Source organism: Corynebacterium belfantii (assembly GCF_041898185.1).
GTDB lineage: Bacteria > Actinomycetota > Actinomycetes > Mycobacteriales > Mycobacteriaceae > Corynebacterium > Corynebacterium belfantii.
Genome location: NZ_CP157823.1, coordinates 37,953 through 59,063, shown reverse-complemented (window position 1 = coordinate 59,063; position 21,111 = coordinate 37,953). Strand labels below are relative to the sequence as shown.

The window sequence follows — 21,111 nt, the reverse complement described above, 5'->3', positions numbered from 1 at the left end:
GGGCACCTATACTTAGTGCCATCGTGTTGTCACTATGTTTAACCGAGAAAAGTTTAAGGAGGCGAAGTTCTTTGTCGATCATGGGCAAGGTAGCCAAGCTCGATAGTGCTATGCAGCGTGGCTTGGATAATAGTTTCGCCTTCGTTTTCGGTGGCAAGCTCGTTCCAGCAGAGATTGAGGAACTGCTTAAGCAAGAGGTGCAGGATAATATCGTGCGCGCTTATGAGGGCGGTGTGGAGTCTCCGAATGTGTTCCGTGTGCGTGTGAGCCGAAAGGATGCGCAGAATTTGGCCCAGCGGTATCCGTCGTTGGCTGATGATTTTGCGGATCGTTTGTCACGTTATACGCGTAATCAGGGCTGGTCTACTGAGGGTCCGGTGGTGGTCACGATCGCCGCGGATTCGGGTCTTCGCACTGGCCAGCTGCATGCGTCGTCAGCTTTTGATCCTGCCCCGCAGGAGTACAGCCACTTTATTGGGGTTGAAGATGATGTGGCGGCTGCAGCGCCTACCAATGATGAAAGCAACTATGAAAGCGAGTCCGGCATGAATTCTTATGATGCTGATCCTCGGACGGAGTACATGACGGCGCAGGCGCCGGATGCTATTTATACGGAGGTTCCGGTTCCGGAGCCGAAGGCAACTCCGACGGTGAGCTTGTTGTTGCAGGATGGTTCGTCGCGAACGTACCTGGTGAAAGAGGGCTCGAATATTATCGGGCGTTCTAATGAGGTCCATTTCCGGCTGCCGGATACGGGTGTGTCGCGTCAGCATGCGGAGATTACGTGGAATGGCCGTGATGCCATTTTGACTGATTTGAAGTCAACGAATGGCACGACGGTGAATGACACTCCTGTGGAGAACTGGTTGTTGGAGGATGGCGACGTGATTACTGTTGGTCATTCTCATATTGAAGTTCGTATCGTAGAGCCGAATTAAGGAGCCCCACCTCGTGGAATCCGTCATTGTTTTTTTGCTGCGCATTGCCTTGTTAGTTCTGTTGTGGCTCTTGATTCTTCTTGCTCTTTATATTCAGCGCAAGGATGCTAAGTCGGCTGCTCAAACGACGGTCGCACCGCAGGCTGTGACGGGACCTGGGGTGTCGTCGGCGTCGGGTCCGTTGAAGAAGGCGTCTCGTCGTGGTAGTGCACCGCAGCAGATTGTTGTGGTTGAGGGCCCGTTGACGGGTTCGTCTATGCAGTTGGATTCTTTGACGGAGATCACGTTGGGCCGTTCGAAGGATTGCGATTTTGTGGTGGGCGATGATTATGCGTCGGCTCGTCACGCTCGTTTGATTAAGCGTGGTAGCGAGTGGTTTGCGGAGGATTTGGATTCCCGCAATGGCACCTATGTGGGCGGTTATCGCATTGATCAGCCCGAGAAGGTTTCTGCTGGTAGTGACATTAAGATTGGTCGTACAACGGTGAGGTTGGTTGCTTGATGCTCAGGTTGAATTATGCAGCGGCTTCCGATCGGGGGCTGGTGCGAGGCAATAATGAGGACTCGGCGTATGCGGGTCCTCACCTCATTGCGCTTGCCGACGGCATGGGTGGTCATGCGGCTGGCGAGGTTGCTTCGCAGTTAATGATTAATCATTTGATGCGTCTCGATGCCGACGCCGACGCCAGCGACATGTTGGCGTTGTTGGCATCGGTAGCTGACGATGCCAACCGTGCCATTGCTCAAGGTGTCCGCGATGTTCCGGAAACTGACGGCATGGGCACCACGCTGACGGCGCTGATGTTTAACGGTGCCGATTTGGCGATGTGCCATGTGGGTGATTCCCGTGGCTATCGTCTCCGCGATGGCGCGTTGGAACAGATCACGGTGGATGACACCTATGTGCAGTCCCTCGTGGATAAGGGGCAGCTGGCCCCTGAGGATGTGTCCACGCACCCGCAGCGCTCAATGATTTTGAAGGCTTATGCTGGTCGCCCAGTTGAGCCCACGTTGAAGATGATTGATATTCGCCCTGGCGATCGTTTCTTGTTGTGCTCGGATGGATTGTCTGATCCGGTCACGCATTCGACGATTGAGATGACTCTGCAGCATGGCACGCCCCAAGAGGCTGCTCGCCAGTTGGTTGATTTGGCGCTTCGTTCGGGTGGCCCCGATAACGTCACCGTTGTGGTGGCAGATGTTGTAGAGGCAGATGACTCGGATGAGTCTGCTGCTGCCACATCGTTACCGGTCACACCGCTGACGGTGGGCGCTCTTAATTCGTGTATGCCGGAGGATCCCCGCCCAGATACGGCGGCGGGACGGGCTGCGATGGCGATTGCACAGCGCCAGCCCCAGGTGATCCTTCCGGATTCGGAGCCGGCCAAGGAAGCTACGCCCAGCCCACGACGCCGCATGGTGTCCGTGATTAGTGCGCTGGTGATGTTGGCTGTGCTGATCAGTGCTGGTTGGTGGGGATCTTCGATGGTGAAGAACAACTACTATGTCACCACCGCGGATTCGGATTCTACGCAAGGTGCGCTGGTCATCGAAAACGGTATCGACGTCTCCTTGCTGGGCACGTCCTTGCACAGCACATACCAGTTCGCTTGTTTGAACCCCGAGGGGGATCTCACGTTTGTGGATTCTGCCGACGCAGAAAATTCTTGCCATCGGTTCCGGTTGAGCGATCTGAAGGAGTCGGCACGCGGACAGGTGTCCACGCTTCCCGACGGCAGCTACGACGAAGTGCAGCAGCAGCTGCAACGCTTGGCAGAACAAACCCTGCCAGCATGTATTACTCGTCAGGCTGCACAGCCAAAGGATAAGGATAACAAGAAACCAGCGGCACCGTCGAGTGCAGCTCCTACGACCACGAAGGCGGCGTCGCCAAGCAGTACCGGCTCCCCCGATGATCTCTCCACGCCTGGTGAAACCTGCAGGGAGGTCAAATAAATGACATTCCTGCGACGCATTACCGCACGCCCCGTGGAATTCGGGCTGCTCGTGATGGCAACCCTGCTCATCGCGGTCACCCTGATTAACCTCAACATGGCCCAAGGGCTGTCGGTCACCTCCGAAACACTCTGGGTGATTGGCGGCTTTATCGGGGTCTTTACCATCGCCCACCTCGCACTATGCTTTACCGCCCCGCATGCCGACCAAGTCATGCTGCCGGTAGCCAGCGTGCTCAACGGACTAGGGCTGGTCATGGTGTACCGCATCGACCTCGCACGCGACACCGCCCTTGCTAGCCGACAGGTGATCTGGACTCTTGTGGGTATCCTCCTCATGATCGCCGTCTTGGTGTTTATCCGCGACCACCGGATGTTGTCGCACTACTCCTATGTGCTGGGCTTGCTTGGTCTGATCCTGCTCGCACTACCCATGGTGTGGCCCACAAAGATGAATGCCGACGCCAACATTTGGATCTCCATCGGACCATTCTCCGTTCAGCCAGGTGAGTTTTCCAAGATCTTGCTGCTGATTTTCTTCGCGCAGCTTTTGGTCAACAAACGTGCACTATTTAACGTGGCCGGCTACCGATTCCTCGGACTCGAGTTCCCGCGCCTCCGCGATCTAGGACCTATCCTCGGTGTGTGGGCCTTCGCCATTTTGGTCATGGCCGGCGAGAACGACTTCGGCCCAGCACTGCTGCTGTTTAGCACCGTACTCGGCATGCTGTATCTAGCCACCAACCGCGTATCGTGGCTGATCATTGGTGCAGCACTTGTGGCCGTTGGTGGTACCGCGCTGTACCAGATCTCCAGCAAGATCCAATCGCGCGTAACCAACTTTATTAACCCACTAGATAACTTCAACGGCACGGGCTACCAGCTCTCGCAGTCACTCTTCGGGCTGTCTTCTGGTGGCGTGGCCGGCGCTGGGCTCGGTTTAGGTCACCCAGAGCTGATCCCAGTTGCTGAGTCTGACTTCATCCTCGCCGCCGTTGGCGAGGAACTCGGCTTTATTGGACTTGCTGCCGTGCTGGTTCTCTTTGCCATCTTTATCACCCGCGGTCTGCGCACCGCGCTGCGGGCACGTGATTCCTACGGCAAGCTCATGGCTGCTGGTCTCTCGCTGACCTTGGCCATCCAGGTCTTTGTGGTCACCGCTGGAATCACCGCCCTCATACCGATGACGGGTCTGACCACGCCGTTTATGTCTCAGGGCGGGTCTAGTTTGATGGCTAACTACATTCTTCTCGGACTGATCCTTAGGATCTCCCACTCCACACAAGCCGCCGCCAACGACGTGGTGTCTATGGACGAGCAGGCCGCACGAGGTCAGGAGGCTCACCGATGAACCGATCTATCCGATTCACCAGCGTGTTCGCGCTGCTGCTGATCTTGATTTTGTTGGTCAACTTGACGATCATTCAGGGTTTTAGCCAAGAAAAATACGCGCATAATGCGCTTAATCGTCGCGGCTTTATTGAGTTGAAGTCGCAAGCTCGCGGCCAGATCTCCACTGGGGGTCAGATACTTGCCGAGTCCTATCAGGATGAGGAGGGGTTCTACCAGCGTCGTTACGTGACTAACCCTGCGATCTATGGTCCGATCGAAGGCTACCTGTCTGACATTTATGGGGCTTCAGGCATGGAGTCCAACCTCAACGGTGTGCTCAGTGGCACGGATTCTTCCGTTGCGGTGCGCCGCTGGACAGATGAGCTTTTGGGGCGCAAACACAGCGGAGCCAACGTTGAACTCACCTTGCTGCCACAGGTGCAAGAGGTGGCATACAACCAGATGGCCAATGCTGGCTATGAGGGCGCAGTTGTGGCGATCAAGCCGTCGACAGGCGAAATCCTTGCTATGGCATCGACCCCTAGCTACGACCCCTCGGCGATTGTTAACCCCGATACTGCTGAGCAAACATGGGCAGCGTTGAACGCTGACCCTGGCAACCCGCTGCTCAACCATGCCACCCAAGAAACACTGCCACCAGGTTCTACCTTCAAGGTGATTACCACGGCGGCTGGTCTTAACGCTGGTTACGGCCCGGGCTCGATGCTCACGGGACAAGACCGCATTACGCTTCCCGACGGCATCACCACCTTGGAAAACTATGCGGGACAAACCTGTGCTGGTTCCCAAAATGTCACCTTGGCTACCGCATTCCAGTACTCGTGCAACACCGCATTCGTGCAGATGGGTATTGATGTTGGCCAAGAAAAGTTCGATGAGGCCGCCCATGCTTTCGGCGTGAATGATCGCTACGATCTTGGCGTCGATATGGCCCCTGGCACCATCGGTGACGTGTCGGATCCGTCGGCACGCGGGCAGTCGTCGATCGGCCAGCGCGACGTTGCCATGTCCGTGCTCCACAACGCCGTCGTGGCCGCCACCGTGGCCAATGGTGGCAAGCGCATGGAACCACACCTTGTGAGCCGGATCGTCGGCCAAGACCTCAAGGTGATTAAGGAGACTAAGCCGCACCAAATCAATGAAGCCGTCACCCCCGAGGTAGCCGCCACGTTGACGGACCTAATGCGACTATCGGAACGCCACACGGCTGGCTACACCGGCGCCGACATTGCCTCTAAGACAGGTACCGCCGAGCACGGTGAAGATTCCCGTAACTCCAACCCGCACGCCTGGTACATCGCTTTCGGACCTTCCGCCAAGGCCGACGTTGCCGTGGCCGTGGTGGTGAAAAACGGCGGCGATGCCGGCCAAGCCGCCACCGGTGGTTCCGTGGCCGCGCCTATTGGTCGCGCCGTCATCGCAGCAGCACAAGCAGCCCTAGCAGCACGAGGATAGAGGGGAGACATCATGACACAATCACAGTCACCTGATCCGGCACTGCAGGCGCTCGTCGGTTCCGACTACGCCTTGCAATGGGTGGTGGGCAACGGCGGAATGTCCACGGTTTGGCTCGCCGACGACCTCCGTAACCAGCGCGAAGTGGCCATCAAGGTGTTGCGCCCAGAATTCTCCGACAACGAAGAATTCCTCTCACGCTTCCGCAACGAGGCACTCGCCAGCGAGCACATCGACTCCGACAACGTAGTACGCACTTACGACTACCGCGAAGTCACCGACGACATGGGCCGCACCCTGTGCTTCATCGTGATGGAATACGTCCGCGGTGAATCCCTCGCCGATATGCTGGCACGCAAAGGTCGCCTCGAAGAAGACCTTGCTCTCGATGTTCTCGAGCAGGCAGCCCACGGGCTATCCATCATCCATCGCATGGGCATGGTCCACCGCGACATCAAACCTGGCAACCTTTTGATCACCCAAAACGGCCAGGTAAAAATTACTGACTTCGGTATCGCCAAAGCAGCCGCAGCGGTGCCACTGACGCGAACGGGCATGGTGGTGGGCACCGCCCAGTATGTCTCCCCAGAGCAGGCGCAGGGCCGCGATGTTACCGCAGCTACCGACGTCTACTCCCTAGGCGTTGTGGGATACGAAATGCTGGTGGGTCAGCGCCCCTTCAACGGCGACTCCTCGGTTTCCGTGGCTATCGCCCACATCAACCAAGCCCCACCGGCTATCCCCACTAGTGTGTCCGCCCCGGCGCGCGAGCTGATCGGCATTGCGCTGCGCAAGGATCCAGTACACCGTTATGCCGATGGCAACGAGCTGGCGTTGGCGGTTTCTGCTACCCGTATGGGTCAACGCCCGCCACAGCCTAAATCGGCACCATTGCAGCACATTGCACCGCAGCCGGCTCCCACGGAATCCACCTATGCGTTGGGGGCTACTGCGCAACCTACGACGGTTATTCCGGCTACCGGCCAGGTGCCTGCTGCTCCCGCTGCCGCTGCGTATCCGGCATCGACGGTGATTCCTGCTGGCACGCCACGCCAGGAGCCGGAGAAACAATCTAGTGGTTGGGGGGCCGGCATTGTGGTTGGCGCGTTGGCCGCATTGTTGTTGGGTACTGCCGCGTGGGCTGCAAGTCAGGGCATGTTTGATGATCTTTTTGATAAAACGCCACAAAGCTCGGAGTCCTCGGTTCCGCCACCACCTGTAACGGCTACCGTGACGGAGACTCCAACACCGCAGATCACCACTGTGGTCCCAGAGCCGTTGCCTACGTCGCGCCCGGAGCCAACTCCGAGTGAAACGGAGCGTACTCCTGACGAGTCGGACCCAACGTCGGATCACCAGTTGCCTTCGGTGCGTCCGTCACATAATGGTCGCCCCAGCTCGCATGCGCCACATGCGCCACATGCACCTACGCAGGATGCTGACCAGCCTACCGAATCACCCGCTCCCGATACGCTCGATTCTTTGATCCAGGATCTAAACAAGCTCAACCAAGGAGGTGCCCAGTGACCGATATCGTTCTCGCCGACCGCTATCGCCTTGGCAACGTCATCGGTACGGGTGGCATGTCTGAGGTGTATGAGGCCACCGATGTTCTTCTCGGCCGCAAGGTCGCGGTAAAAATGCTGCGTGCCGACTTGGCACGGGATGTGAACTTCCGCGAGCGCTTCCGCAGGGAGGCCCAAAACTCCGGCAAGCTCAACCACCCTGCGATCGTCGCGGTGTACGACACTGGTGAAACTCCACGGGCTGGGTTGAACACTCCTTACATTGTGATGGAGCTGGTCAACGGCCGCACTCTGCGTGACATTGTTCGCGAGGATGGCCCACTGACACCTAGCCAGGCGGCACATACTTTGATCCCTGTGTGCCATGCGCTGCAGGTCAGCCACGATGCTGGCATTATCCACCGCGACATCAAACCCGCGAACGTGATGATCACAAACACCGGCGCGGTCAAAATCATGGACTTTGGTATCGCACGCGCGCTTGACGACGCCACCAGCGCCATGACGCAGACCTCCGCAGTGATCGGCACCGCCCAGTACCTCTCACCAGAGCAGGCACGCGGAAAGCTTGCCGACGCCCGCTCCGATGTCTACGCCCTAGGCTGTGTGCTTTATGAAACCCTCACTGGTAAACCACCTTTCGAGGGTGAAACCCCCTTCGCTGTTGCCTACCAACACGTACAAGAAGACCCTGTAAAGCCCAGCGAATACATCGCTGATCTCTCGCCTACCGCGGCAATTAACGTCGATGCTGTTGTGCTTACTGCTATGGCTAAGCACCCTGGGGATCGTTACCAGACCGCACAAGAAATGTGTGCGGATCTTGAGCGCCTTGAGCGCAATGCGGTCACCGACGCGGCACGCCACTATGTCACCCCAACCAGCTTTGCTACCCAAGACCCAGCGTCTACCACCGTGGTTCCAGTAACCCAGGTGACGACTGAGTTGGATCACGCCGAGGCTGGTGCTGGCATTGGTGCTGGTGTGGTTCCTGCTGGTGCCCTAGCTGGTTCGGCTGCGGTGGCCGGTGCCGGTGGTGCGCATGCTGCACCACGATCATCCAACCGTGGCCTGCGGATTCTCGCCGCTATTTTGGCAGTGCTCGTTTTGGCTGTGGGTGCCGGATTTGCCATTGACCATTTCGGTGGCGGGCCATTTTCTCAGCGATCCACCGTGACCATCCCTAAGCTGCAAAACTCCACGCAGCAAAATGCTGTGAGCCAACTGGAAAAGCTAGGATTACAGGTCAATGTGATCGAAGAACCCAACCCCGATATTCCTCGCGGCAAGGTTATTCGCACCAACCCCACCGACGGTTCCAACGTGCAGCGCAACTCCACTGTGCGCCTTACCATCTCCTCCGGTAAAGAGATCACTGAGGTTCCCGACCTCAGCGGTAAGAACACCGCCGACGCGGTTAAGATCCTCGAAGCCGCAGGTCTGCTTCTCGACCCCACCGTGCGTGAAGACTCCTCCGACACCGTCCCCAAGGGCGAAATCATCGAAGTCTCCCCCGCAGCCGGATCCCAAGTATCCCGTGGATCCAAGGTATCCATTACTGTCTCCACCGGTGTAGAAACAGTCCGCGTTCCCGTGATCACCGGCATGAAATGGGACCAAGCCGAAGGTAACCTGACCTCCCTAGGTTTCAAACCCGAAGTCGTCCGCGTTGATTCCGTCGAACCAGCCGGAACCGTGGTCGCCGTACCAGACGAAGGCGCCGAAGTACCCAAGGGTTCTAGAGTCACCGTGCAGATCTCCAACGGAGCAATGTTCACCGTCCCAGACATCACCCACAAAACAATTGGCGACGCAGTGCGCATCCTGCACGACGCAGGCTGGAACGGCAACGCCTCCCGGCTCATCCAAGCAGCGAAGGTGCCCACCGTAGCTGTGACCGACCAAAACCTGATCGCCTCACAACTACCAACCCCAGGAACAGCGCTGCGCAAAGATGCACCCATTGAAATCCGCCTCTACGAATTCAACCTTGCGGCACTCGTGCCACCAGCACAGCACTAGCAGTTAACCACTGCTGGTGCTGCCAGTGGTACCAGTGCTGCTCGTGCGGCAGCTGGCGCTAACCTGATAGATTGATAAACTCTTAGAAACTTACAAACCAACAAGGACACCCCACGATGCCAAAGTCAAAGATCAACCACAGCTCCACCACTTACACCGCTGGTTCCACCGCAAACCGCACCCCAGTGAAAATCAACTCCACTGGCACCCCGCTGTGGTACAAAATCATCATGTTCGGCCTCATCCTCGCCGGGCTGCTCTGGCTGATAGTGAACTACCTAGCAGGCCAAGACATCTCCTTCATGACCGAACTCGGCCCATGGAACTACGGCATCGGCTTCGGACTCTTCATCATCGGCCTGCTCATGACCATGGGATGGCGTTAGGTGCTTCTTAGTTCCCGCGATTCTTCCTAACGTTTCGCGCAATAGACCACCCAGTTCGACGTTGATACGAACTGGGTTTCGTGTTGTCTGGGCGCATCATCAGCGTCAGCCCATCAAAATCTGTGGGCTCCCATTCATGCCGATGTGTTCTGTATTCCATGCCTTGCTCGTTATTGCTCGAGTAAATCAACAGTGCACGCCCGTCCTTGCTGAGCTCAGTGGTTCGCTCCCACAACAGATCCCGAATTCGAGCACTGGGGTTACCTACAAAAACACCAGGGGAGATCTCCATGAGCCATTTTGTGAGATCTCCACGAAGACCAGCTGGTACGGCGGAAACAACAAGAACAATCATGGTGGCTCAAAATCTCTCTGTTGACCAGTTCACACCAGCAGCAATGACCTCAAGTTCACTCCACAGCATGAGATCAACATCGGAATAGGCATCTTCTTCTGGGATCTCCATGAGATCTTGAAGATCATGAACCATCCGCTGCATCAATCGGGTGCTCACAACCTTGTCACGAATTCGTGCACGCACATTGAGATCGTCGCCCGAAGGAATAGCTGCTACGGCTTCAAAAGCAGCAGGAATGGAGATTTCTGCCTTATAAAGATCTGCAATGTCATAGACAAAAGCACGGTCAGTACCGGTATGTACGATCCCGAGAGAAGGGATAAAACCAAGACCTACGATCACCGCGTGGGCAATGCCATATAAAGCAGCCGATCCTTCGGTAAGCGCACGATTAATGGGATCACCTGATTCAAAATCTTGAGGATCATAGTTTCTACGTGTCCACACCACACCTGTGCGTTGCGCTTCTGCGGCATAGATTTTCTTCATTCTGGCACCTTCTCTGCCGCGAAGTTGCGCCAGAGATAGCTGCGAGATTTCCTCTCCTGGGAAGCGCATGTCATACATGCGTCGTGCGCACCGAAGGCGAGTGCGCTGATTACTCCATAGTCGAGCGTGAGTTTCTGCAAAACGAGAAGTTTTGGCAGGTGGTCGACCATGTGCGTAATAGCGCACCCCCTTCTCCCCTACCCAGACGACGGAAGCGCCGGCGTCGCCAAGCAATGCCATCGCCGCATACGTCACTTTGGTGCCAGGCCCCAGCAAAACAACTGCTAGTTGAGTTGCTGGGACATGAGCGATTCCGCGCTGATCTTTAATCGTCAGCGCATTCCCATCACGATTGATTACGGCTCTTTCCACATAAAGGAAGGACAATCGACTTTCTATTCGTGGAAGTAGCAAGCGATCTAATGGGCTCTGACTAGGGGTGGCAGACATGGTTTATTGGCCTCTCGCGAGCGTTAATAAACCACAGCCGTAGCCTTTAGCACGACCCACACCACCAATAAGTGTTGCGCGCAATTTATCTGCGTCAACTACCTCCAACTGGCCAGAGAAACGAGCAGTAACGAGATGGACGCGATTTCCTCTTTCATCATTGGGACGAGAGCGATGAAAATCTAGGGTCTTTTTGCCAACCACTTGAGCACTGCTGTTCTCAAGGGTTCCAAAACTAACTCCCATTGATTCGGCTTTACGATGCAGCCATTCCAACTGCTTGGCAGCGGTACTATGCGCAACCACTTTTCCACGCTTTCCACCCTGAACAGGAATGGTATGAGTTGGATTGGCTACCAACTCGAAATTCCATTTCTGGCCCTTGGTGAGCTGAGAAAGCAACCGATCGTAATCAGCGGATTGTGGTGGTCGAACATCCCAGCCAGCTTCTTCCACGATGTAGTCGATAGTAGGTTTTTCTGGACCCACCACATACAAAATATGCTCGTGACCGCGCTCATCAAGTCGCCACAGGATTCGTTCGGTGCTGGTATCGCAGTCCGGTGGGAACCCATGCATAACCGCGGCATGCAGCATATGAGGGTTGGTTAGGTACTTACGCCCCTGTCTGCGTGCTGGGTTAATCAGCACTTTGGTAAAAGTAGCCATGTTACGAAATCACCGCCTCAAAGAAGGGATCATTAGCCGTGCCCTTTTCGTTCATAATGCTCTTCGATCCTGCATAAACAACAGTGCGCCATCCGTATCGACGATGCTCTTGGGCAAATGACAACGGAACGTCTTGCCGAGGAACACCGTGCTCGCCTGGTTTACCATCACGATAAATAGGAAGCTCAACATCCCTAGAACGTTCCTGCTGGTGAGCAGAGGTTGCGTGCCAAGCATCGTGATCCATCAGGGCCTCCACGACGGGCTTATCCACAATGCCCAAATCCAAATTAATTGGAGCAGGGCATGAACGTCGTCCTAAGAACAGTGGATAAGTGGGTTGCCGCAGATGCCCTTGGAGTCCTTCCAAAAGTTCTTTATCTTCAGAGCCGATTGCAGCAACGAATGCTGCGTCGCTAAGAAAATGCCGTGTTACGAGGCTTGCGTTAGCTTTAGGAGCCTTTTGCCATGGCTGCGCTGTCTGATAGTCCCGCAGGAGAGTGCCCGATTGATCCACTCGGACCGCGAAGTCGAGTGCGACGAGGTCTTCAATACTGTCTGTGCGCTGCCGGCCTTGTGCTGCTGCAAGCAACCCAATAACCCCAGATTTACTTGGAGTGTTTCCGGTAGCGCGTGTGTTATAGCGAGACTCATCACCCCATGACTGCAAAGGCCCTTTCAGCAGCAGTAGAAGTGAATAGGACATGAAGTTACTTCGCTTCCTGAGCCGCTAAAGTACGAATGACTGCTTCGCCCAACTCTGTGAGCGTTACTTTTTCTGCTAGTTCTTCGAAGTCTGTTCCCAATTCACCGAGTGCCACCACGAATGAGGCGAGTGGCTTCATTCCATATGCTTCCTCAATGTCACGCTCTTCACGGGCGAGGGCCGTGGCAGCTGCTTGTCGACGACTTCCGTCAACTGCAGCAACTGGCTCTTCGAATGCATTGACCAGAGATACCGAGCGGGTATCGCGAACAGCAACATACATCAGCTCAGGAAGCGTGTTATTAGCAAAAGAGTTCTGCTTACCGGTAGGCATAGACTCTGCGAAAGCTCGGATGAACATACGAACTGCTTCATGGGCCAGTTCTGTATCTTCTAGATTTTTTACCAAACCATCAACATTGACGGTGGCAAAGCGGTACAGGGTCGAGGACATCATCTGGGTAGTGCCAATCATGCCTGCGCCGGTTTCTTCAGCGTCTTCTACGACATCATCGACAGCCGTGAAATAGTCGAATTCTGGCTGTGATTCATGGACACTAATAGCGTGTGCAACCTGCACTGATGCATCAATGTTGTACGCAGGGGCGTCGGCAAGCATGCGACCAAACAGTGCCATATCAACGGAGTGCTTAGTATCTAAGATGCCTTCCGCTTCAGCTTTGGTGAACTTCTCACCATTCTTGTCCACAACAGCCTGAGCAGCACGATCTAGCTGATATGGGCTCAGGAAAAGGAGGTAACCGGTGGTGGGATGCTTTTCTGCATCCTCTGGCAATTCTTCGCCCTTTTTAGGTGCTTTTGGCTCAACGAGTGAAATTTTTGCGGCTTTAAACAGCTGACGCACACCATCGAGAATCTGATCTTCGGTGAGGTCGCTACCTAGTGCGATCGCACGACTGACGATGTTTTCCGGAAGTTTGCGCGACCGCAAGCCCACGGTGCTCTTATCAATCTCGTCTTCAAAGAAACGTCGAACTGCCCGCTTCCATGATTGGGAGGAAACGCGCTGACGTGGAACACCACCAAAAATTGCCGTTTTGGGAGCTCCCATATCGTCACGGTTAATCAGGCTAGGAGGAACGGTTTGAAGTGCGTGAATGTCTACAACGAGAGTCATGATGATGTCTTTCTCTAAGCAGTTTGAGTGGAGTTAGTAGTGGAACTGGAGTTACGGAAATGCCCAATGGCAAAATCCCGTCCCCATCGAAGCTGAATGCCAGCACGTTTCTTTGGATCATTAAGGGCACGCAAATCACGTGCTAAAAGTCCGTAATCAAATCCAATATTGTTAGCCCGTAGGAGTGTCACCAACGATCGAATATGAACCAATCGTGCTTGTTCCTGGGAGGCTAAAAGCATGGCGTCGACACGTGGCTTGATCGAATCCGAGGTTCCCAACGAATGAAGCCGACCACACGCAGAAGCAAAACTCACTTGTGGAATATGCACTGGCGATGTAGCAGACTGCATATGCACACCGAACAGTGTGAGTGCCACAAAAGCTGCTTCTTCAGAGGGCGAAGGATTATCCCCATGTCCAACTAGACGGTCAGAAAAATCCCTCGCCATTGCAAACAACACTTTTTCTAGGCCCAGTGGATTTTTTCTGATATCCACCGTGGCACCGCGACGTAACTCTGCCAAGGTGGCGCGAGCACTGTGATGTCGTGCCGAATTCCGATCACCTAGGTAGGCCTCTTGCAACCTATGACATGTCGCCCCCACTGCAGCGCGAAGGGCATCTTTGTTTTCCGCCATGGCTTACTCTCCTTCCTTTTCTTGTTTTCTTACTGTCAGAGGAAGCACCTCATCGAGTTTCCGCTGCAGCATTCGGTAATAGCCAGCTGCCGATACCACTCGTCCTTTATGGTCATCAGCGTCGCGATACTGAATTCGTCCTGCCAACGCTTTGGGACCAGCACCGCGCAATAAAATCCGCGCATGCTGATCAATGATTGACCGTGCCGTGTGCTGCCAAGCTTTCTCCAGATCCGTCAACGATTCGTTATCTTGAATTGCTTGTTCTGGTGAAATATCACGCAACCGCTCAAGCCAGTCATTAAATCTCGGCTCCAGTTCCGCTAACACACGATCTGTTATCGCAGGTTGGAATGCATATTCCCCACCAGCCGCGTCGAGTAGATTCCCTGAAAACTGCCCTAAAGCCACTGCAGATTGTGTGGTTGCACGAGCAATCTCGCGCACTTTTCCTCGCAGATGTTTCGCTTCCGTCAGGAGCAAAACTACCGGCATACTCATGCGAGAAGCATAGGTAGTTGCTACCGACGATGCCTGCGGACCGTACTCCACAGAAACCAGATCCACATTCAGCACTGCTGGAACATTGGCCTTTTGTACAGCCAATTCTGCCAAGCTAGCAAGGTTTTTCGGCCGCTTAGGAGCCTTTTCTTTAGCACTAAATCCGCCATCAGTTTCTGCAACGACTAAGGCATCTAGCGCTTTCCACATTGTTCGCTCTACGGCATAAGGACGTGGATAGTAAACATCATGGTCTTTTTTCGACTTATTCGCGGAGAAACGATATGGGGTCATCGGATCATCTAGCACATTGGCACCAGCGTCCGGTATCTTGTCCCCGTTACAGACAATTACTCCTACGACTCGATCCCCTTCGGGCATCAACCGGATCCTACGTGACTGCCATGTAGCTAAATCTGCAGGGCCTTGAGGTTGCGAGTTCTCTCCAACCACAGCCCTTTCATCTGGCCCGTACGCAGTACGCTCCCACACGGGGCGGTCTTCGGGGTCATTCAAGGTTTCCAGAGTGGTATTCAACAGTAGAGTGTCGAGAAGATCCTCACCTTTGACCAAGGTGCCGCCCGTCATACCAGTCCAGCCGGTACCAATTGGGTAACCTCTCCCACCTTTGACGCGCGAGTCTCCCACAGCACCCGATTTAATACCGGAGTAGTCAAAAGCTTGTACATAAACTAGCCAGCGCGCAGCTTCTTCGATCGAAACAGAGTCGCGTTCTTTTCCTCCACGCATACTGAAATACTCGTCTTGCGCTTCCGGAATGATCGTCGTTATATGTTTATACTCGCCCGATGCAACATGAAGGCCTGCTACCTGCATAAAGGGAGCTTTTGCATCAAAAAGCTCGAAGCGATCAGCGTAACGATCCAAATAGTCTAGGACGACCTGATCTTTCCCTTTTCGAGCAAGACGACGTCTCATCTTGTTAAACCATTCAAGAAAATCAAAAGGTTCCACGTCCATGTCGATATCCATGGAATGGGCACGCCAGAAAATAGCCAGCAAAAGCCGCATCACAGCATAGTCTTGAGCCGGGGACTCCCCCTGAATATAAGCAACCTGCACCTCCCCCGCGAAAATATCTCGTATTCCAACTGCAATCTGGTTACCTTGAGTATCAAGAGCCAGAATCCAGCGGATCTCCAGTAACGAAGCCACCACCAACTCCTTCCTGATTGTTTTAAAACTCCCAACTTAGGAAGCTCTTTCTCCACAGAATACACTCTTTAGATATTAAAAGTTAGTTTTTTCAAAATCTTTTAGTAGACCCATCATTTACTGATTCCTCTGAATGAAAAACACAGATCCAAAAACCCGTTCTTCAACAAAAATTCATCCACCCTGCTAGTGCAAGGAATCACGGCGGTCCAGTTCTCAAAGTCCCTGTTAAACGGCTCATCCCCGCTGGTGCGGGGAAAACCGCTAGGTATCCGCTGCGATGACTGCAAACTCACGGCTCATCCCCGCTGGTGCGGGGAAAACCAGTGCTGTCGGATGATAAATTTTTCCACCGGCGGCTCATCCCCGCTGGTGCGGGGAAAACGTGCCGAGTTTCTGCAGCGCCATGAGGGTGTGGGGCTCATCCCCGCTGGTGCGGGGAAAACAATGGATCGCGGATGTCGCAACTCAGCACATCGGGCTCATCCCCGCTGGTGCGGGGAAAACAGTCCACCGATCCGGCCCTGTCAGCCAGTCCACGGCTCATCCCCGCTGGTGCGGGGAAAACACGTCATAACCGTAGGCGTACTCGTAGCCGTCGGGCTCATCCCCGCTGGTGCGGGGAAAACAGTCCACCGATCCGGCCCTGTCAGCCAGTCCACGGCTCATCCCCGCTGGTGCGGGGAAAACACGTCATAACCGTAGGCGTACTCGTAGCCGTCGGGCTCATCCCCGCTGGTGCGGGGAAAACTAGCCATACACACCCACCTAAGCGGGGGTGGCGGGCTCATCCCCGCTGGTGCGGGGAAAACAGGGGGTTAGAATTTGCGAATATCACGCGTTGGGGCTCATCCCCGCTGGTGCGGGGAAAACACATCTGCTAGCAGTTGTTGGAAGTCTTGCGTGGGCTCATCCCCGCTGGTGCGGGGAAAACACATCTGCTAGCAGTTGTTGGAAGTCTTGCGTGGGCTCATCCCCGCTGGTGCGGGGAAAACATTAATATTCATTAATTCTGTAACCTAGCTCACGGCTCATCCCCGCTGGTGCGGGGAAAACTTCCGTCCTACTAGACGTATCTGTGTAATAGAGGGCTCATCCCCGCTGGTGCGGGGAAAACCAAATTATCGACAAGGTAAAGATGAGGCAGTTGGGCTCATCCCCGCTGGTGCGGGGAAAACTTCACCCAGCCGCGTATCTCCGCAGACGCTGCCGGCTCATCCCCGCTGGTGCGGGGAAAACGAGATGACGGATGATGCGGCGCGTTGTGACATGGGCTCATCCCCGCTGGTGCGGGGAAAACACGAGGAACTCGCCGGTGACTTCCCAGAACTTAGGCTCATCCCCGCTGGTGCGGGGAAAACTACAGGACAATCTTGAAGCTCGTACCCTGGAACGGCTCATCCCCGCTGGTGCGGGGAAAACACAAGGTGACGTGCAATCCCTTGCCCACGATAGGGCTCATCCCCGCTGGTGCGGGGAAAACTCTCAAGCAAAAAGTCAACAGCGTTGTATTTTGGGCTCATCCCCGCTGGTGCGGGGAAAACCACATAGGATCCCTCACACACCGCCGCGGTCAGGGCTCATCCCCGCTGGTGCGGGGAAAACCTAGCACAACAATGGCTCGCCCTATCCAACGGAGGCTCATCCCCGCTGGTGCGGGGAAAACGGGAAAAGCGTCATCCCCAACCATCGGGCGAACGGCTCATCCCCGCTGGTGCGGGGAAAACACGCTCCCGCTCAGCGGCGACCATCTCACCGGCGGCTCATCCCCGCTGGTGCGGGGAAAACTTTTGGGTATGAAAAGCCCCAACCGAAACAAGGGGCTCATCCCCGCTGGTGCGGGGAAAACGCATTGCACACTACCTTGTACATAAGGCTATACGGCTCATCCCCGCTGGTGCGGGGAAAACCCGAGTCCTTCGTGACGCTCTCGTTCACGATAGGGCTCATCCCCGCTGGTGCGGGGAAAACTAGGTGGGGATAATAAAAACGGGGAATCAGAGCGGCTCATCCCCGCTGGTGCGGGGAAAACAATCCGTATTCGGCGTTACCCACGACGCGCATAGGCTCATCCCCGCTGGTGCGGGGAAAACTCAAGCGCTATTCAATCCCAAAAGCACAGCTAAGGCTCATCCCCGCTGGTGCGGGGAAAACGGGGAGTTTGGGTCTGGAGTCCAGTCCATAATGGGCTCATCCCCGCTGGTGCGGGGAAAACCCTTATCAAGCTGCATGTTTAGAGACAGTTAGAGCTTACTACATATAACTTTGTTTCAGCAATTTTTCTACTTCATCTTTATTTCTACTGTTTTAGGATCAGCTATTCACCCAAATTTGCTTAGTCTTTTCTTCTAGCCATAGGCTGGCATTGTTCCCTGCGATCAGGGATGAGCCTTTTTAATATCTTTACAAGATTTACATAGGCATACTTCCCCGCACCAGCGGGGTTTCCTTTTATGCGTCTTCCTTTGGGCAGACCTCCACCTCTAATCCACGTTCATTGGTATAACGCACTAGGAATCGACCTACACGAGCCTCTCCTCTTTCGTCGAAAAGCAACGCAACTTGGCCTTTAAGCAAACCGGATCGTTGCCATTCTGGTGGTGTTTGTGCTTCGAGCGAATCAATAACGGCATTAAAATCCGAATCTCTACGTGTCATTTGGGCTGGCAGACGCACTGTGTTTCCAGCCAATGCCTCAGCTTCTTTCCAAGTAAGTTCTCTACCGTTCTCGATTTCTTCTTCTCTACCAAACGGATGGTATCCATATTCGGTTTTTAAAAGAGCAACTACTTCAATGGAGAATTCAGCATCCCTAACCTGCGCACTACCTGACTCTTCATTCTTATCGACCGAATTAGAATGTTGCTGCTTAAAAAGATCACGCAGAGTCCGTGCCATATGAGGTTGAGGGAAGCTAAAAGTTTGAGCTTTCCGCACGGATTTTTCGTAGTTTTCTTTCGCTTTTACGCAAGCTAGTTCCCATTGTTCTTTCCAATTTTCTGGAATACAAGGGGTATCTGAATACACGTTTTTTACAAGTTTAGGAACGTCGCTGGGACGATGGAATTCATCAGGAAGATACGCCACGGTGGCGTACAGAATTTTTTCTCCATATATAGCGGCCGCACCACCATCAAATTCTGGTACTTCGCCAGAAATTTCCTCATTATTAATGCCTCTAATAAAAATTTGGGGCTTCCCTAGAATCTCTGGCCTGTCAGAATGCGGACGCTCATGACGATGCAAACGTCCTGCACGTTGAATAATGAGGTCAATAGGCGCAATATCTGTAACTAGTACGTCGGCATCGATATCCAAACTCTGTTCGGCGACTTGAGTAGCCACTACTATTCGACGCCACGGTCGATCCTCCCCACGAGAAGCATGGGGACCAAGAGATTCTCGCAAAGCATCTTCTTTTTCACTTCTTTGAGTTGCTATAAAGGCAGCGTGGTGAAGTTCTACTTCATCAGGAAATATCTCTTTTAAAGAGTCATAAGCTTGTTGCGCTCGACGAATCGTATTACAGATAACGAGTGCTATTCCACCATCTACAAGCAGATCGCTAAACATGCCACCTAGGGCAGGCAAAGAATCGTCGATACGCCTTATTTTTATCGTAGTGTCGGAATTTTCTTGAGGGACTTCTGTGACACTAATTCCCTTTTTTGTTCACAGCAGTAATCAGAGGATATGCGTCACTGTTTAATGCGCTTGCATCGGCTTTTTTACACACCTGCGAGGCATAGGCATTAACAAGTCGAGCACGTTGCTGTGGTGGCAATGTTGCAGACATCAAAATCACGCTCACCCCATATTTAGCTAACCATTGCAAAGTGAGATAAAGATATTGGGACATGTAGGCGTCATAAGCGTGGACTTCGTCGATAATAACGATTTTCCCAGCGAGACCCACGTGACGCAGCATAGAAAATCGCACTTGAAGTGCCATCATAAGCACCTGGTCGACAGTTCCCACTACAAAATCCGAGAGTATTCCGCGGTGCCGACCAGATAGCCATTGAGAAGCCACAACTGATCCATGCTTTTCTAAGTGGTCGTCTTCGCCAATGGACGTAAAACGTAACGATTGGAAGGGAAGCGATAGTTTGTTCTTTGAATGCGCCAAATACAACGAGGCTACTTCACCACGAGACGAAGTACATTGTGCCCAATTCTTTGTTCTTTCAAATAGTCCATTAGCTGTAGACATAGTGGGTGCAGCAAAGAAAATTCCTTGAGCACCGGTTTTTTGACCAAGAATATGAGAAGTAGCAAGCCCCGCTTCCGTTTTCCCTTCACCAGTGGGAGCCTCAATGATGATGAGCGTTGGGTCTTGCACAGCACGTGCCACAGCAACTGCTGCTCGTTGCACGGGTCGCACTTGGTAGGAATCTGGCCACGTAAAAGTATCACGAAACAGAGTTTCCACATTATCTGGAACATCGGTAGGAACCCATGCCGGCGGCAAATTCACATGAGACATGCCCTCCGCAACGCGGTCATGCTGCGAGCTATCACAAACATAAGGGAATGCTTTTTCATCCGAGGCGATCCAGTCTGCCATAATCACCAACCCAGTCATGATTTGCATGGCTGGCGCGCTTGGCGTGGATTGATCCACTAATTCTTCTAGGGTTTCACCAATGTCAGTGATCTCAGCCATGGAGTCTAGGATTTCCGCATGGACCACCAACCATTCAGGCGGATAGTAATCCAAGGTATCTTCGTGGCTTCGGTAGAGCTCTTCGTCTGAAGCAAAGCCGTGGTGAGCATCAGCAATAAAACTCAAACGCGCTGCGCTACTGGGGTCGATATCGTGTTTTTCCAGCCACGCAGCAATGATGAGCGCAGATGCCATTCCGTGCGGAAATTTTTTACCCTCACCCTCGTTAAGCGTCCATTGCAGCGATAAACCAGCTTCACGAACCGGTCCTAGCAGATAGTTACCGTGAGAAGTTTTTTCTACAAGCCGTTGGAAAGAAATAGTCGCTTTTCCCACGTCGTGAGTTCCAGCATAGAAAATATAAAGACGTCCTACTTCTTCAGCAGGTAGTCGCCACGCTGTACTAAGAGTGGATTTCAGTGAGTCCGACGCCCAGTTGTTCCAAAGCCATTCGGCTACGCAGGCGGCGTCGATAAGGTGTTGGGGCAGGCGTAAATACAAGCCTTCGCTTCCCGACTTAGCCCACAACGAATACGACTGCACGCTGCGCGCACGTCGCCACTGGTCAGCTTGATCTACCACGCTCATGTGACCAATTCCTCCGTCTCTATCGATCACTCTTGACCATCAGAATATGCCCATTGCACAAGCTTATCGACGCCTTCCGTCTGACCAACCCCCA

The 21,111-nt window shown here is 54.0% G+C and carries 17 protein-coding genes and 1 CRISPR repeat array; of the genes, 8 read left to right on the top strand and 9 right to left on the bottom strand.

The features are described from left to right. The first annotated feature begins 71 nt into the window (after positions 1 to 71). The 8 genes from ABMV07_RS00295 (at position 72) to crgA (ending at position 9,635) form a co-directional block, all read left to right on the top strand. Positions 72 to 938 (top strand): DUF3662 and FHA domain-containing protein, encoded by an 867-nt coding sequence (locus tag ABMV07_RS00295; protein ID WP_374064780.1) that lies wholly within the window; start codon positions 72 to 74, stop codon positions 936 to 938. A gap of 13 nt (positions 939 to 951) precedes the next feature. After that, positions 952 to 1,440: an FHA domain-containing protein gene (locus tag ABMV07_RS00290; RefSeq protein WP_088267470.1), complete on the top strand. Its 489-nt coding sequence runs from the start codon at positions 952 to 954 to the stop codon at positions 1,438 to 1,440. Further along, positions 1,440 to 2,894 carry a PP2C family serine/threonine-protein phosphatase gene (locus tag ABMV07_RS00285; protein ID WP_374064779.1) on the top strand — a complete coding sequence of 485 codons (1,455 nt, stop codon included), beginning with the start codon at positions 1,440 to 1,442 and terminating at the stop codon, positions 2,892 to 2,894. The genes ABMV07_RS00290 and ABMV07_RS00285 overlap by 1 nt, the downstream gene beginning before the upstream one ends. Next, on the top strand, positions 2,895 to 4,244 hold the full coding sequence (locus tag ABMV07_RS00280; RefSeq protein WP_088267468.1) for an FtsW/RodA/SpoVE family cell cycle protein: 1,350 nt from the start codon (positions 2,895 to 2,897) through the stop codon (positions 4,242 to 4,244). After that, entirely contained in the window at positions 4,241 to 5,701 is a 1,461-nt protein-coding gene (locus tag ABMV07_RS00275) for a penicillin-binding transpeptidase domain-containing protein (protein WP_088267467.1), read from the top strand. Before ABMV07_RS00280 ends, ABMV07_RS00275 begins: the two co-directional genes overlap by 4 nt. A gap of 12 nt (positions 5,702 to 5,713) precedes the next feature. Further along, entirely contained in the window at positions 5,714 to 7,228 is a 1,515-nt protein-coding gene (locus ABMV07_RS00270) for a serine/threonine-protein kinase (RefSeq protein WP_374064778.1), read from the top strand. Beyond that, a complete protein-coding gene (gene pknB, locus ABMV07_RS00265) occupies positions 7,225 to 9,249 on the top strand; it encodes a Stk1 family PASTA domain-containing Ser/Thr kinase (RefSeq protein WP_197692143.1) in 2,025 nt (674 codons plus the stop codon). The genes ABMV07_RS00270 and pknB overlap by 4 nt, the downstream gene beginning before the upstream one ends. 116 nt (positions 9,250 to 9,365) lie before the next feature. Further along, on the top strand, positions 9,366 to 9,635 hold the full coding sequence (gene crgA, locus ABMV07_RS00260) for a cell division protein CrgA (RefSeq protein ID WP_071574281.1): 270 nt from the start codon (positions 9,366 to 9,368) through the stop codon (positions 9,633 to 9,635). A gap of 7 nt (positions 9,636 to 9,642) precedes the next feature. Here crgA and cas2e read toward each other — a convergent pair whose 3' ends face one another. The 9 genes from cas2e to ABMV07_RS00215 all read right to left on the bottom strand — a co-directional run bounded on the left by cas2e (position 9,643) and on the right by ABMV07_RS00215 (position 21,017). Next, positions 9,643 to 9,990, bottom strand: a complete 348-nt coding sequence (gene cas2e / locus ABMV07_RS00255; protein ID WP_014306237.1) for a type I-E CRISPR-associated endoribonuclease Cas2e — start codon at positions 9,988 to 9,990, stop codon at positions 9,643 to 9,645. Between the two features lie 6 nt (positions 9,991 to 9,996). Next, on the bottom strand, positions 9,997 to 10,932 hold the full coding sequence (cas1e, locus tag ABMV07_RS00250) for a type I-E CRISPR-associated endonuclease Cas1e (protein WP_088267464.1): 936 nt from the start codon (positions 10,930 to 10,932) through the stop codon (positions 9,997 to 9,999). 3 nt (positions 10,933 to 10,935) lie between these two features. Beyond that, complete coding sequence (gene cas6e / locus ABMV07_RS00245; RefSeq protein ID WP_088267463.1) at positions 10,936 to 11,601, bottom strand: type I-E CRISPR-associated protein Cas6/Cse3/CasE; 666 nt, start codon at positions 11,599 to 11,601, stop codon at positions 10,936 to 10,938. Between the two features lies 1 nt (position 11,602). Further along, a complete protein-coding gene (cas5e, locus tag ABMV07_RS00240; protein ID WP_088267462.1) occupies positions 11,603 to 12,307 on the bottom strand; it encodes a type I-E CRISPR-associated protein Cas5/CasD in 705 nt (234 codons plus the stop codon). Positions 12,308 to 12,311: 4 nt separating this feature from the next. Continuing rightward, positions 12,312 to 13,445, bottom strand: coding sequence for a type I-E CRISPR-associated protein Cas7/Cse4/CasC (gene cas7e / locus ABMV07_RS00235; RefSeq protein WP_088267461.1), 1,134 nt, complete (start codon positions 13,443 to 13,445; stop codon positions 12,312 to 12,314). 14 nt (positions 13,446 to 13,459) lie between these two features. Then, entirely contained in the window at positions 13,460 to 14,086 is a 627-nt protein-coding gene (casB, locus tag ABMV07_RS00230) for a type I-E CRISPR-associated protein Cse2/CasB (protein ID WP_088267460.1), read from the bottom strand. Between the two features lie 3 nt (positions 14,087 to 14,089). After that, positions 14,090 to 15,763 carry a type I-E CRISPR-associated protein Cse1/CasA gene (casA, locus tag ABMV07_RS00225; protein WP_374064777.1) on the bottom strand — a complete coding sequence of 558 codons (1,674 nt, stop codon included), beginning with the start codon at positions 15,761 to 15,763 and terminating at the stop codon, positions 14,090 to 14,092. A gap of 234 nt (positions 15,764 to 15,997) precedes the next feature. Further along, positions 15,998 to 17,978: a CRISPR direct-repeat array (repeat unit 28 nt; unit sequence GGCTCATCCCCGCTGGTGCGGGGAAAAC). Between the two features lie 236 nt (positions 17,979 to 18,214). Then, on the bottom strand, positions 18,215 to 19,336 hold the full coding sequence (gene cas3 / locus ABMV07_RS00220; protein WP_374064776.1) for a CRISPR-associated helicase Cas3': 1,122 nt from the start codon (positions 19,334 to 19,336) through the stop codon (positions 18,215 to 18,217). 82 nt (positions 19,337 to 19,418) lie between these two features. Beyond that, on the bottom strand, positions 19,419 to 21,017 hold the full coding sequence (locus ABMV07_RS00215) for a CRISPR-associated endonuclease Cas3'' (RefSeq protein ID WP_374064775.1): 1,599 nt from the start codon (positions 21,015 to 21,017) through the stop codon (positions 19,419 to 19,421). Between the last annotated feature and the right edge of the window lie 94 nt (positions 21,018 to 21,111).

Coding starts and splice junctions, on each gene's coding strand:
- casB (WP_088267460.1), bottom strand. CDS start 14,086: ATGGCGGAAAACAAAGATGCCCTTCGCGCTGCAGTGGGGGCGACATGT.
- cas1e (WP_088267464.1), bottom strand. CDS start 10,932: ATGTCTGCCACCCCTAGTCAGAGCCCATTAGATCGCTTGCTACTTCCA.
- cas2e (WP_014306237.1), bottom strand. CDS start 9,990: ATGATTGTTCTTGTTGTTTCCGCCGTACCAGCTGGTCTTCGTGGAGAT.
- cas7e (WP_088267461.1), bottom strand. CDS start 13,445: ATGACTCTCGTTGTAGACATTCACGCACTTCAAACCGTTCCTCCTAGC.
- ABMV07_RS00275 (WP_088267467.1), top strand. CDS start 4,241: ATGAACCGATCTATCCGATTCACCAGCGTGTTCGCGCTGCTGCTGATC.
- ABMV07_RS00270 (WP_374064778.1), top strand. CDS start 5,714: ATGACACAATCACAGTCACCTGATCCGGCACTGCAGGCGCTCGTCGGT.
- ABMV07_RS00280 (WP_088267468.1), top strand. CDS start 2,895: ATGACATTCCTGCGACGCATTACCGCACGCCCCGTGGAATTCGGGCTG.
- cas5e (WP_088267462.1), bottom strand. CDS start 12,307: ATGTCCTATTCACTTCTACTGCTGCTGAAAGGGCCTTTGCAGTCATGG.
- crgA (WP_071574281.1), top strand. CDS start 9,366: ATGCCAAAGTCAAAGATCAACCACAGCTCCACCACTTACACCGCTGGT.
- cas6e (WP_088267463.1), bottom strand. CDS start 11,601: ATGGCTACTTTTACCAAAGTGCTGATTAACCCAGCACGCAGACAGGGG.
- ABMV07_RS00215 (WP_374064775.1), bottom strand. CDS start 21,017: ATGAGCGTGGTAGATCAAGCTGACCAGTGGCGACGTGCGCGCAGCGTG.
- cas3 (WP_374064776.1), bottom strand. CDS start 19,336: ATGTTTAGCGATCTGCTTGTAGATGGTGGAATAGCACTCGTTATCTGT.
- ABMV07_RS00285 (WP_374064779.1), top strand. CDS start 1,440: ATGCTCAGGTTGAATTATGCAGCGGCTTCCGATCGGGGGCTGGTGCGA.